This is a genomic window from Pseudomonas sp. GCM10022186 (assembly GCF_042656385.1).
Classification (GTDB): Bacteria; Pseudomonadota; Gammaproteobacteria; order Pseudomonadales; family Pseudomonadaceae; genus Metapseudomonas.
The window spans coordinates 189,990-202,020 of record NZ_JBHSOU010000010.1 but is presented as its reverse complement, the minus strand read 5'-3'; the positions used below and the strand labels follow the sequence as shown (position 1 = coordinate 202,020).

The following is a 12,031-nucleotide window of genomic DNA, read 5'->3' as shown; positions in this document are numbered from 1 at the left end:
CTATGCACAGCATTCTCTTGGGAACCCCGGTCCGATGCTTTCGACACCAACACGCCCCCTTGCCCTGGCCATCCTCCTCGGGATGTCGGGAATCCCCCTGGCTGCCCAGGCAGAGACCTTGTTCAACTTCGTGCGCCCGCTGGACGCCGTCCAGGTGGTTACCCAGGACGCCAGCCTGCCGAGCGTGACCGCTGAATCCACCGCCAATGGCGAGATCCTTCGCCGGCTCACCTTCAACCCGGCAGAGAAGCCGAGCCTGCGCCTGACTCCTCAGTCCGGCAGCTGGGACTGGTCCAAGGCCGAGGCCATGAGCCTGCGTATCCAGAGTGCGCAGGACTGGGCCATCACCCTCGATGTCGCCATCGAAAGTGCCGATGGCAAGGTCCTGACCACCCAGGTGGCGTTGCCGGCCGGCCCGGCGCAGACGCTGCTGGTGCCGCTGGCCGCCACCTCGCCCAACGCCCATGGCATGCGTGCGGCGCCGCCCGTGCCCTGGACTCGCGACGGCCAGCGCTGGCTGCCGGCGACCCTGGTCAATGGCGAGCTGGACCGCAGCAAGGTCGCCTCCGTCACCCTCTCCCTGAACCAGCCGAACGCAGCCCAGAACGTGCTGCTGGGGCGCTTCGGCACGGTCGAGGATGACCAGCAGGAGGCCCTCTACGACGGCCTGCTGGATGCCTATGGCCAGTACGCCCGAGGTGATTGGCCGGGCAAGATCAAGAATGACGAGCAACTGAAGAAGGGCGCCGAGGATGAGCGCAAGCAGCTCGCCGACTGGACTTCCAAGCTGCCGCAGCAGGACCCTTACGGCGGTTGGCTGGGAGGCGAAACCTTCGAGGCCAGCGGCTTCTTCCGCACCGAGAAAAGGAACGGTCGCTGGTTCCTGGTGACGCCTGACGGCAATCCTTTCTTCTCCCTCGGGGTCAATGCGGTGACCGCCGGCCTGAGCCAGACCTACGTCGAGGGGCGCGAGGCCATGTTCAAGGCGCTGCCGAAGGACAACGAACCGCTTGCCACCCATTTCGGCAAGAGCGACAACCGCGACGGGACCGACGCCAACAAGGGGCGCGCCTTCAATCAGGGCCGCTGGTACGACTTCTACGGCGCCAACCTGGAACGAACCTATGGCGGCAACGACCCGCAACGCTGGGTCGGCCAGACTCTGGATCGCCTCAAGGCCTGGGGCTTCAACACCCTGGGCAACTGGAGCGACCCGGCGTTCAACACCAGCAAGCGCATTCCCTACACCCTGCCGCTGTCGATCCAGGGCGACTTCGCCACCATCAAGACCGGCTTCGACTGGTGGGGTGGCATGCCCGACCCCTTCGACCCGCGTTTCGCCATGGCCGCCGAGCGTGCTATCGCCATCGCCGCCCGCGACCATCGCGACGATCCCTGGCTGCTGGGCTTCTTCGCGGACAACGAGCTGGCCTGGGGTGGCCATGGTGACGGCCCGAAGGCCCGTTACGCCCTGGCCTACGGCACCCTGCGCCTGACCACCGACGTGCCGGCCAAGCGCGCCTTCCTCAAGCAGCTGCGCGACAAGTACCGCAACCAGCAGGGCCTGTCCAAGGCCTGGGGCATCGAACTGCAGGCCTGGGAATTGATGGAGGACCCGGGCTTCGAGCCGCCTATGCCGAACCCCGAGCATCCAGCCATCGAGGAAGACTTCAAGCGCTTCCAGCGCTTCTATGCCGACACCTATTTCAAGACCATCGCCGACTCGATCAAGTGGCATGCGCCCAACCACATGCTGCTGGGTGGGCGCTTCGCCGTCACAGTACCCGAGGCCATAGAGTCCTGCGCCCAGTACTGCGACGTGATCAGCTTCAACCGCTATACCCGCGAGCCGCAGCACGGACTTGACCTGGACCTGCTGCGCAAGCTGGACAAGCCGCTGCTGATCACCGAATTCCACTTCGGTTCCCGTGACCGCGGCCCGTTCTGGGGCGGCGTGAGCGAGGTCTACAAGGAAGAGGAGCGCGGCCCGGCCTATGCCACCTTCCTGAAGAAGGCCGCCGAGGAGCCGCTGATCGTCGGCGTCCACTGGTTCCAGTACCTCGACCAGCCCGCCACCGGTCGCCTGCTGGATGGCGAGAACGGCCACCTCGGCCTGGTGGGCATCACCGACCGTCCCTGGCAAGGCTTCGTTGGCTCGGTGCGCAAGGCCAACCTGGCGCTGGCCACCGACTTCAACAAGCCGCTGGTAGCCAAGGGAGAGACCAAGCAACCGGAAGAGGCGGCGAAGAAGGCGGCTGAAGCTACCAGGCCGGCGGAACCCGGCAAGCAGCCGGAACCGGCCAAGCCGGCCGAGCCCGTCAAACCTGCAGAACCGGCGCAGGCTGCCGAGCAGCCCGCGGCGGAGGCGCCTGCGCAATCGGCGGCGCAAGCGGAGGAGAACGGGAAACCCTGAAGGTCGACCTGACTTCGGCACGGTTCACAAGGGGCGGCAAGGCTGGAACAATGCCGCCTCCATTCTCTTCAGGAGCACGCCGGTGCAGATCCAGGGCTATTTCGACTTGCGTTTCGAGGCGGCGAGGGACGCCTTCGCCGAACTCTTCGCCGACCCCCAGGAGCGCGGCGCCGCCCTCTGCGTACAGGTCGGCGGGGAAACCGTGCTCGACCTCTGGGCCGGTGTGGCCGACAAGGACGGCCAGCAGGCCTGGCACAGCGACACCATCCTCAACCTGTTTTCCTGCACCAAGACCTTCACCGCAGTGACCCTGCTGCAGCTGGTGGCGGAGGGCAAGCTGGAGCTGGATGCGCCCGTGGCGCGCTACTGGCCCGAGTTCGCCGCCGCCGGCAAGGCGCGTATCAGCGTGCGTCAGCTGCTCTGTCACCGCGCCGGACTGCCGGCGATCCGTGCGCCGCTGCCGGCGGAGGCGCTCTACGACTGGGAAGCCATGACCACCGCACTGGCTGCCGAGGAACCCTGGTGGACGCCGGGCGAGGCCCATGGCTATGCGCCCATCACCTACGGCTGGCTGGTTGGCGAACTGATCCGCCGTGCCGACGGCCGTGGTCCGGGCGACTCCATCGTTGCGCGGGTGGCGCGGCCCCTCGGGCTGGATTTCCATGTCGGGCTGGCCGATGACGAGTTCCATCGCGTCGCCCATATCGCCCGCGCCAAGGGCAACCTGGGGGACGCCGCGGCGCAGCGACTGCTCAAGTGCATGATGACCGAGCCCACGTCCCTGAGTACCCGCGCCTTCACCAATCCGCCGTCGATCATGACCAGTACCAACAAGCCGGAATGGCGGCGCATGCAGCAACCAGCGGCGAACGGCCACGGTAACGCGCGCAGTCTGGCGGGCTTCTACGCGGCCTTGCTGGACGGCCAGCTGCTGGATTCGGAACTGCTCGCCGAGCTGACCCGCGAGCATAGTCAGGGCGAGGACCTTACCCTGCAGACCGCAACGCGTTTCGGGCTTGGCTGCATGCTCGACCAGCCCGATGTGGCCAACGCCAACTACGGCCTCGGCCGTTATGCCTTCGGCCATCCCGGTGCCGGCGGCTCCACCGGCTTCGCCGACCCCGAACGCGACCTGGCTTTCGGCTTCGTCACCAACACCCTTGGGCCCTATGTGCTGATGGATCCACGCGCACAGAAACTGGCGCGTGTTGTCAAAGGTTGCCTGGGTTGAGCCACTCGTCTGATAGGCCCTTTTTTTCTTTTCAGATTAATGGGTTGGCGAGAAAATTTAACACCAGTTGTGAAATTAGATCGCCATCATTGCAGTGCTGGCGTGAGGCCTCAGCGATTACGGAGCCCTGCCCATGAAACTGTTCAAGATTTCCACCTTGATTCTCTGCATGGCTGCGGCCGGATGCAGCGTGCCCGGCCTGCAGAAGGCTGAATCCCCTGCCCAGCCCCAGAAGGCCGCATCGGCCAGCCAGGGGTGGTGGCCCTTCGGTGGTGACAAGAAGGCCAAGGCGCCCAAGGTGGCCAAGGTGGATGCCAAGGCGACCCAGGCCTGGCTCGACCAGTACGAACCGCGCCTGCGCGAGGCGGTGAAGGGCAGCAAGCTGGATGTGGAGCGCCGCGAGAACGTGCTGGTGGTGACCATGCCGGTGGATCCGTCGTTCAACCCGGACCGCCCGAGCATGCTGCTGCCTATTACCCTGGGTCCCATCACCAAGGTGGCCAAGCTGGTGGAAGGCGACGCCAAGACCGCGGTGCTGGTCCTCGGGCACGCGGATGCTTCCGGCAAGGAAGAACTCAACCGCAAGCTCAGCCAGGAACGCGCCCAGTCCGTGGCCGCCATCTTCCGCCTGAGTGGCTTGCAGCGTGATCGCCTGTACCTCAAGGGGCTGGGTTCGGACATGCCGCGTGCGGCCAACGACAGCCAGCAAGGCCGTGCCCTCAACCGCCGCGTCGAGATGGTCCTGACGCCCCAGGATACGCTGGTGGCGCTGATCGCCCAGTACAGCAAGCCGGCCAAGGCCGAAGCGGTGGTTGCGGCAGATCAAGCCAAATAAGCCGGAGCTTGGGTAAGCTATTGGCTTTCCGCAAACAGGATCGCCAACCATGACCCAGACCCTGGCCGACATGCGCCGTGACTACACCCGTGACGGGCTCAGCGAGGAACAGGCTCCCGCCGAGCCCTTCAGCCTGTTCCAGAGCTGGTTCGGCGACGCGGTGAAGACCGAGCAACTGCCGGTCGAACCCAATGCCATGACCCTGGCCACCGTTGATGCCGATGGCCGCCCGCACTGCCGGGTGCTGTTGCTCAAGGGCCTGGACGAACGCGGCTTCACCTTCTTCAGCAACTACGACAGTGCCAAGGGCGAGCAGCTCGCGGCCAATCCCTTCGCTGCCATGACCTTCTTCTGGCCGGCCCTGGAGCGCCAGGTACGCATCGAGGGGCGGGTGGAGCGAGTGACCCAGGCCGAGTCCGACGCCTACTACCAGGTGCGCCCGCTGGGTAGCCGCCTGGGTGCCTGGGCATCGCCCCAGAGCCAGGTGATCCGCGACCGCGCCGAACTCGAGTCCCTGCTGGCCAGTGCCGAACAACGATTCCTCGACAGCGCGCCAAGCTGCCCGCCGCACTGGGGCGGCTATCGTCTTCTGCCGGAACGCATCGAGTTCTGGCAGGGCCGGCCGAGCCGTCTGCACGACCGTCTCAACTATCGCCTCGTGGATGGCGCGTGGACGCGTGAGCGCCTGGCGCCCTGATAGAGGTCAGGCGTGGTAATCATCGGCTTGCTGACGCAGCCAGTCGGGAAGCCGGCGCCGTGGGATGCCGGCCTTTTGCGCGTGGGCCAGTTGTTCCAGCATGAAGGCCTGCTTGGCCTTGTCGCTGCCGGCGAGGGACAGCGCGAGGTCGCGATCCATCCAGCGCTTGATGCGGACGTACAGCCACCAGTGGAAGTACAGGCCGGCAGCGGTGGTGATGACGATGATGAAATAGTCCATGGGCTAACCTTGTGTGACAGGGACGTTCCGGAGCGGCTCCCCGATGTCTGCCACGAAGCTGAATTCAGGCTGAATGGGCGCTGAGTTGCAGGGGCTGTCTGATGACAGCTTCTGCGGCGCGGAGTCTAATGGATGAGTAATCAATTCTGGAGGAAATGCTATGCGTAAACCCGTTCTGCTGGTGGCCTCTTTCACGGCTGTGGCACTGGCGCTGGGTGGCTGTCAGTCGAGTCTGACCGGTGACACCTATTCCCGCGAAGAGGCTCGTCAAGTACAGACCGTGCGCATGGGCACCATCGAATCCCTGCGGCCGGTGAAGATCGAAGGCACCAAGACGCCGGTCGGCGCCGGTGCTGGCGCGGTGGTTGGCGGTATCGGCGGCAGTACCATCGGCCATGGTCGCGGCAGCGCCGTGGCTGCGGTGATCGGTGCGGTGGCCGGCGGCCTGCTCGGTGCGGCAGCCGAAGAAGGCATGACCCGCACCCAGGGCGTGGAAGTCACTGTGCGCGAGGACGACGGCTCGATGCGTGCCTACGTACAGGAAGTCCAACCCAATGAAGTCTTCCGCGTCGGCGAGCGCGTACGCATCGTGACGGTGAACGGCACCAGCCGCGTCAGCCACTGAGGCTAAGCTGTCCCGATCGGGGCAGCTGATTCTTTCCCATCCCCATCCGGTCCCAGGGGCGATAGCGCTTCGAGCCTGTCGCGCTCTGGGATGGGCGTTTCCCTATATCGCTAGCGTTTTGAAATAATTCAATCTATCGCGATGGATCGATAGTAATGGATAATCGGCGGGTTTTTTGCTTGCCATTTCCGATACTTGCGAGGAAATGGCGCCAACCCAGGGGAGTTATGGATGATATTGGCGCTCATAGTCGCGCTGCCCTTTCTCGGGGCAATCCTTCCGCTACTGGCCGAGCGCCATGGCCGTTCCGTTTGCGCGGGTGCCGCCGCGCTGGTGCCGCTGACCGGCCTGGTCCTGCTGCTGGCCCAGGCTGACAGCGTCTTCTCGGGCGAACTGCTGAAGCTGGCGTTGCCCTGGCTGCCAGGCTTCGGCCTGAGCTTCAGTCTGCGCCTGGACGGCCTGGGCTTTCTTTTCGCCTTGCTGATCCTCGGCATCGGCCTGCTGGTCATCCTTTACGCCCGCTACTACCTGTCGACGGAAGAGCCCATGGGGCGCTTCTTCGCTTTCCTGCTGCTGTTCATGGGCGCAATGCTCGGCGTGGTGCTGTCCGAGAACCTGCTGCTGATGCTGGTGTTCTGGGAACTGACCAGCTTGTCGTCCTTTCTCCTGATCGGTTTCTGGGGGCATCGATCCGATGCGCGCCGGGGCGCGCGCATGGCCCTGGCGGTCACGGGCGGTGGTGGCCTGGCGCTGTTCGCCGGCGTGCTGCTGCTGGGGCATATCGCCGGCAGCTTCGAACTGAGCCAGGTGCTCGCGGCGGGCGAGCATATCCGCGCCCACGACCTTTATCCGGTGGCGCTGGTACTGGTGCTGCTGGGGGTATTCACCAAGTCGGCGCAGTTCCCCTTCCATTTCTGGCTGCCCCACGCCATGGCGGCGCCGACGCCGGTGTCCGCCTACCTGCACTCCGCGACCATGGTCAAGGCGGGGGTGTTCCTGCTGGCGCGACTCTACCCGGCATTGGCCGGCTCCGACCTCTGGTTCTACCTGGTCAGCCTGAGCGGCCTGGCGACCCTGCTGTTCGGCGCCGGCATGGCGCTGTTCCAGCATGACCTCAAGGGGCTGCTGGCCTACTCGACCATCAGCCACCTGGGGTTGATCACCCTGCTGTTCGGCCTGGATTCGCAGCTGTCCAACGTCGCGGCGGTGTTCCACCTCATCAACCACGCCACCTTCAAGGCCTCGCTGTTCATGGCCGCCGGCATCATCGACCACGAGACCGGCAGTCGCGACATGCGCCTGGTCAACGGATTGTGGAAGTACATGCCGCACACCGCGGTGCTGGCCATGGTGGCGTCCCTGGCCATGGCCGGGGTGCCGTTGCTCAACGGCTTCCTGAGCAAGGAGATGTTCTTCAGCGAAACCCTGCAGCAGGAGCTGCTGGGCAGCTTCAGCTGGGTATTGCCGGCGACGGCGACGCTGGCCGGGGTCTTCTCGGTGGCCTATTCCCTGCGTTTCGTCCACGACGTCTTCTTCAATGGCGAGCCGGTTTCCCTGCCCAAGTTCCCGCCCCACGAGCCGCCGCGCTACATGAAGGTGCCGGTGGAGATACTCGTGACCCTCTGCCTGATGGTGGGCATGTTCCCCAACTTCACGGTCGCGCCGATGCTGGCGGCGGCCGCCTCCGCGAGCCTGGGGGGCGAGCTGCCGGAGTACAGCCTGGCCATCTGGCATGGCTTCAACCTGCCGCTGGCCATGAGCTTCGTGGCGCTGGTCGGCGGGGTGCTGGTCTACGTGCTGCGCAAACCGCTGTTCAGCTGGTACGCCGGACTGCCCGACGCCGATGCCAAGGAGGTATTCGAGCAGCAGGTGCAGCGGGTCACCGCAGCGGCCCGCTGGATCACCGCGCACCTGGAGAACGGCTCGCTGCAGCGCTACCTGGCCTGGCTGCTGGGCAGCGCCATACTGGTGGTGGCGCTGTCCCTGGCGCCGCTTCCGCAGATCGCCGGCGGGCGGCCGCTGACCCCGCTGGATGGCATCACCACCCTGGGCCTGGCGGTGCTGGCGCTGTCCGGCGTGCTGACCGCGATCTTCCATCGCCAGCGTCTGATTGCCCTGATGATCCTCGGCGTCGCCGGCCTGCTGGTGGCCCTGGCCTTCGCCCGTTACTCCGCACCTGATCTGGCCCTGACCCAACTGGTGGTGGAGGTGGTGACCCTGGTGCTGTTGATACTGGCGCTCTACTACCTGCCATCCCGCACGCCGGAGGAGGGCTCCAGCCTGCGCGGGCTGCGCGACTTCATCCTGGCCTGCGCGCTGGGCGTGATGGTGGCCCTGCTGGCCTACGCGGTGCTGACCCGCCCCTACGACGGCATCGCCGGGTTCTTCCTCGCCAACAGCCTTTCCGGTGGCGGCGGCAGCAACGTGGTCAACGTGATACTGGTGGACTTCCGCGGTTTCGACACCCTGGGCGAGATCACCGTCCTGACCATCGCCGCAGTGGGCATCTACGCCATGCTGTCCGGCCTGCGCCTGACCAACCCCACCTGCGATCCCCAGGGCCGCAACTGGGCCCACGCCAAGCACCCGCTGATCCTCGAAACCCTGTCGCGCCTCCTGCTGCCCCTGGCGCTGCTGATCTCGGTGTTCATCTTCCTGCGTGGGCACAACCTTCCGGGTGGCGGCTTCATCGCCGGGCTGATCACCGCCGTGGCGCTGCTGCTGCAGTACATCGCCAGCGGCATCGCCTGGGTGGAACGGCGCATGAACCTGAAGTACCAGCGCATGGCCGGCGCCGGCGTGACCATCGCCGGCCTCACCGGCCTGGGCAGCTGGGCCTTCGGCTACAACTTCCTCACCTCCGCCTTTGGCCACTTCGAGTTGCCGCTGGTGGGCGAATTCGAACTGGCCACCGCCATGCTGTTCGACCTCGGCGTCTACCTGGCCGTGGTCGGTTCCACGCTGCTGGTGCTGGTCAACCTGGGCCGGGTGAGCCTGGCCCCGGCCGCGAGCAAGGAGATTCACTGATGGAGGCCCTCTTCGCCGTCACCCTGGGCCTGCTCACCGCCAGCGGCGTCTTCCTGCTGCTGCGGGGACGGACCTTCCCCGTGGTGCTGGGGCTGACCCTGCTGTCCTACGCCGTCAACCTGTTCCTCTTCGCCATGGGACGCCTGGCCGGCGAGGCCGCCGTGCTCGGGCGCGACGTGCAGCACGCCGACCCAGTGCCCCAGGCCCTGGTGCTCACCGCCATCGTCATCGGCTTCGCCATGACCGCCTTCGTGGTGGTCCTGGCCCTGCGCGGTGTGGCTGAACTGGGCAGCGATCATGTGGACGGTGGCCCCGAGCAGGAGTCCGCGCCATGACGCACCTGCCGATCCTGCCCATCCTGATTCCGCTGTTCGCCGGGGCGCTGCTGCTGATGCTGCCCTCCATGGAACGCCTCAAGCGCAGCATCTCGGTGTCGTCCACCCTGGCCCTGGTGCCGCTCGCGCTGCTGCTGATGCAACAGGCCGACGACGGCCAGCTGCGTGTCTACGCCCTGGGCAGCTGGCAGCCGCCCTTCGGCATCGTGCTGATGCTGGATCGGCTGGCCGCGCTGATGTTGCTGGCCACCGCTGTGCTGGCCAGCGCCGCGGTGCTCTACGCGGTGCGCGGCGACGATCGCAACGGCATGCGTTTCCACGCCCTGTTCCAGTTCCAGTTGCTGGGGATCAACGGCGCCTTCCTCACCGGTGACCTGTTCAACCTCTTCGTCTTCTTCGAGATCCTGCTGATCGCGTCCTATGCGCTGTTGATGCATGGCGGTGGCGCGGAGCGGGTGAGGGCGGGCCTGCACTACGTGATTCTCAACCTTGCCGGCTCGGCCCTGTTCCTGATCGCGGTCGGCGCCCTCTACGGCATCACCGGCACCCTGAACATGGCCGACATGGCCCGCCAGGTGGCCGCCGCCGGGCCGGAGAACGCTCCGGTGCTGGCGGCGGCCGGCCTGGTACTGCTGCTGGTGTTCGCCCTCAAGGCGGCGCTGCTGCCCCTGTACTTCTGGCTGCCGCGCGCCTATGCCGCCGCCAGTGCCCCGGTGGCCGCGCTCTTCGCCATCATGACCAAGGTGGGCATCTACTCCATCCTGCGGGTCTACAGCCTGATCTTCGGCCCGGAGGCCGGCGAGCTGGCCAACCTGGCGCAGCCCTGGCTCTGGCCGCTGGCCCTGGCCAGCGTAATCCTCGGCGCCTTCGGCACCCTGGCCGCCACCACCCTGCAGGGCCTGCTGGCCTACCTGGTGGTGGTCTCCGCCGGCACCCTGCTGGCGGCCATCGCCCTGGGCACCCCCGAGGCGCAGGGCGCCGCGCTGTTCTACCTGCTGCACAGCACCTGGGTGGCCGGCGGGCTGTTCCTGCTCGCCGACCTGGTCAGCCGCCAGCGTGGCGACAAGGCGGGCAACCTGGTTCAGGGCCCGGCCCTGGAGAATCCGGCCATCCTCGGCGCGGCGTTCTTCTTCGCCGCCATCGCCGTGGCCGGCCTGCCGCCGCTGTCCGGTTTCTTCGCCAAGCTCCTGCTGCTACAGGCGGTGCCCCCGGGCTCCGGTGCGCTGCCCTTGTGGAGCGTGCTGCTGATCGGCGGTTTCATCAGCCTGGTGGCCTTGAGCCGCGCCGGCAGCACCCTGTTCTGGCGTACCGGCCACCAGGTGCTGGGCAGCGCCGAGCTGGATCCGGGCCGGCTGCTCGCCACCTTGCTGCTGCTGGCCGGCAGCCTGGTGCTGGTGGCCTTCGCCCAGCCGCTGCTGGACTACGCACAGGCCAGCGCCACGCAGTTGCATGACCTGAAGCTCTACCGTTCGATCCTCGGGGAGGCCGGAGCATGATGCGACGACTCTTTCCCCATCCCGCCGAAAGCCTGCTGCTGCTGTTGGTCTGGCTGCTGCTGGTGGATTCCTTCGCCTTCGGCCAATGGCTGCTGGGGGGCTTTCTCGGCTGGGCGATCCCCTTCTGTTTCAAGCCGCTGCTGATCGAGCGGCCCAGGCGCTGGCACCCGCTCAAGCTGATGCGCTTCCTGCTGATGGTGATAGGCGACGTGCTGGTGGCCAATTTCCAGGTGGCCCGCCGGACCCTGGGCCGCGTCGAGGCGTTGCGCCCGGCCTTCGTCGAGGTGCCCATCGAACTGGACAACGAGCTGGCGATCAGCGTGCTGGTGAGCGTGGTGTCCCTGACGCCCGGCTCACTGGCCGCCGATCTCAGCGCCGACCGCCGGACCCTGCTGGTACACGGCCTGGACGTGCCGGACACCGCCGCCATGGTGGCCGAGATCAAGTCGCGCTACGAGGCGCCGCTGAAGGAGATCTTCCCATGCTCGCCTACGTGATACCGCTCTGCCTGGCCATGCTCGGCCTGGCGTTGCTGCTGGCCCTGGCCCGGCTCATCAAGGGGCCTTGCCTGCCGGACCGCGTGCTGGCGCTGGACACTCTCTACATCAACGCCATCGCCATGCTGGTGCTCTACGGAATCTGGAAGGGCAGCGACCTGTTCTTCGAAGTGGCGCTGCTGATCGCCGTGCTCGGCTTCGTCAGCACCGTGGCGGTGGCCAAGTACATGCTGCGCGGAGACATCATCGAATGACCGGCGAACCCCTGGCCCTCTGGGTGGAAATCCTCGTTTCGGCGCTGCTGCTCCTCGGCAGCGCCTTCGTGCTGATCGGCGCCATCGGCCTGTACCGCCTGCCGGACTTCTTCATGCGCCTGCACGGCCCGACCAAGGCCACCACCCTGGGGGTGGGCGGCGTGGTCATCGCCTCGCTGGTGTTCTTTTCCGCCGACGCCGATGGCCTCAGCCTGCATGAGCTGTTGATCAGCCTGTTCCTTTTCATCAGCGCCCCGGTGAGCGCCTACATGCTGGCCAAGGCCGCGGTGCTGCAGCAGCTGCCCCTGGACCAGCGCACCCGCGGCAAGCCCTGGAACCAGTGAGCGCTACAGTTTTTTCGCCCCGCTGTGCCTACTGGCG

At 66.5% G+C, this 12,031-nt stretch carries 11 protein-coding genes and 1 pseudogene; 11 read left to right on the top strand and 1 reads right to left on the bottom strand.

The features are described 5' to 3' along the window. Nucleotides 1–34 precede the first annotated feature (34 nt). The 4 genes and pseudogenes from ACFPU0_RS07495 to pdxH all read left to right on the top strand — a co-directional run bounded on the left by ACFPU0_RS07495 (nt 35) and on the right by pdxH (nt 5,176). The gene (locus ACFPU0_RS07495; RefSeq protein WP_377692235.1) at nt 35–2,413 is read left to right on the top strand and encodes a beta-galactosidase; all 2,379 of its coding nucleotides are present in this window, start codon (nt 35–37) and stop codon (nt 2,411–2,413) included. A gap of 82 nt (nt 2,414–2,495) precedes the next feature. After that, entirely contained in the window at nt 2,496–3,644 is a 1,149-nt protein-coding gene (locus ACFPU0_RS07490) for a serine hydrolase domain-containing protein (protein WP_377692234.1), read from the top strand. A 232-nt stretch (nt 3,645–3,876) separates the two neighbouring features. Further along, nucleotides 3,877–4,476 (top strand): annotated as a pseudogene (locus tag ACFPU0_RS07485) (OmpA family protein); the annotation flags it as partial. Between the two features lie 52 nt (nt 4,477–4,528). Continuing rightward, entirely contained in the window at nt 4,529–5,176 is a 648-nt protein-coding gene (gene pdxH, locus ACFPU0_RS07480) for a pyridoxamine 5'-phosphate oxidase (RefSeq protein ID WP_377692232.1), read from the top strand. A gap of 6 nt (nt 5,177–5,182) precedes the next feature. On the opposite strand, the gene ACFPU0_RS07475 is transcribed toward pdxH, so the two are convergent. Continuing rightward, nucleotides 5,183–5,416, bottom strand: a complete 234-nt coding sequence (locus ACFPU0_RS07475; protein WP_377692230.1) for a hypothetical protein — start codon at nt 5,414–5,416, stop codon at nt 5,183–5,185. 160 nt (nt 5,417–5,576) lie between these two features. Here ACFPU0_RS07475 and ACFPU0_RS07470 point away from each other — a divergent pair, with 160 nt between their 5' ends. From ACFPU0_RS07470 to ACFPU0_RS07440, 7 genes are all read left to right on the top strand, one after another. Beyond that, nucleotides 5,577–6,041, top strand: coding sequence for a glycine zipper 2TM domain-containing protein (locus ACFPU0_RS07470; RefSeq protein WP_377692228.1), 465 nt, complete (start codon nt 5,577–5,579; stop codon nt 6,039–6,041). Nucleotides 6,042–6,272: 231 nt separating this feature from the next. Beyond that, nucleotides 6,273–9,068, top strand: a complete 2,796-nt coding sequence (locus ACFPU0_RS07465) for a monovalent cation/H+ antiporter subunit A (protein WP_377692226.1) — start codon at nt 6,273–6,275, stop codon at nt 9,066–9,068. Further along, nucleotides 9,068–9,403: a Na+/H+ antiporter subunit C gene (locus ACFPU0_RS07460; protein ID WP_377692225.1), complete on the top strand. Its 336-nt coding sequence runs from the start codon at nt 9,068–9,070 to the stop codon at nt 9,401–9,403. Before ACFPU0_RS07465 ends, ACFPU0_RS07460 begins: the two co-directional genes overlap by 1 nt. After that, nucleotides 9,400–10,899 (top strand): monovalent cation/H+ antiporter subunit D, encoded by a 1,500-nt coding sequence (locus tag ACFPU0_RS07455; protein WP_377692224.1) that lies wholly within the window; start codon nt 9,400–9,402, stop codon nt 10,897–10,899. Before ACFPU0_RS07460 ends, ACFPU0_RS07455 begins: the two co-directional genes overlap by 4 nt. Then, nucleotides 10,896–11,396 (top strand): Na+/H+ antiporter subunit E, encoded by a 501-nt coding sequence (locus ACFPU0_RS07450; protein WP_377692222.1) that lies wholly within the window; start codon nt 10,896–10,898, stop codon nt 11,394–11,396. The genes ACFPU0_RS07455 and ACFPU0_RS07450 overlap by 4 nt, the downstream gene beginning before the upstream one ends. Then, on the top strand, nt 11,381–11,650 hold the full coding sequence (locus ACFPU0_RS07445; protein ID WP_377692221.1) for a K+/H+ antiporter subunit F: 270 nt from the start codon (nt 11,381–11,383) through the stop codon (nt 11,648–11,650). Before ACFPU0_RS07450 ends, ACFPU0_RS07445 begins: the two co-directional genes overlap by 16 nt. Further along, nucleotides 11,647–11,994, top strand: coding sequence for a Na+/H+ antiporter subunit G (locus ACFPU0_RS07440; protein WP_377692219.1), 348 nt, complete (start codon nt 11,647–11,649; stop codon nt 11,992–11,994). The genes ACFPU0_RS07445 and ACFPU0_RS07440 overlap by 4 nt, the downstream gene beginning before the upstream one ends. The last annotated feature ends 37 nt before the right edge of the window (nt 11,995–12,031 follow it).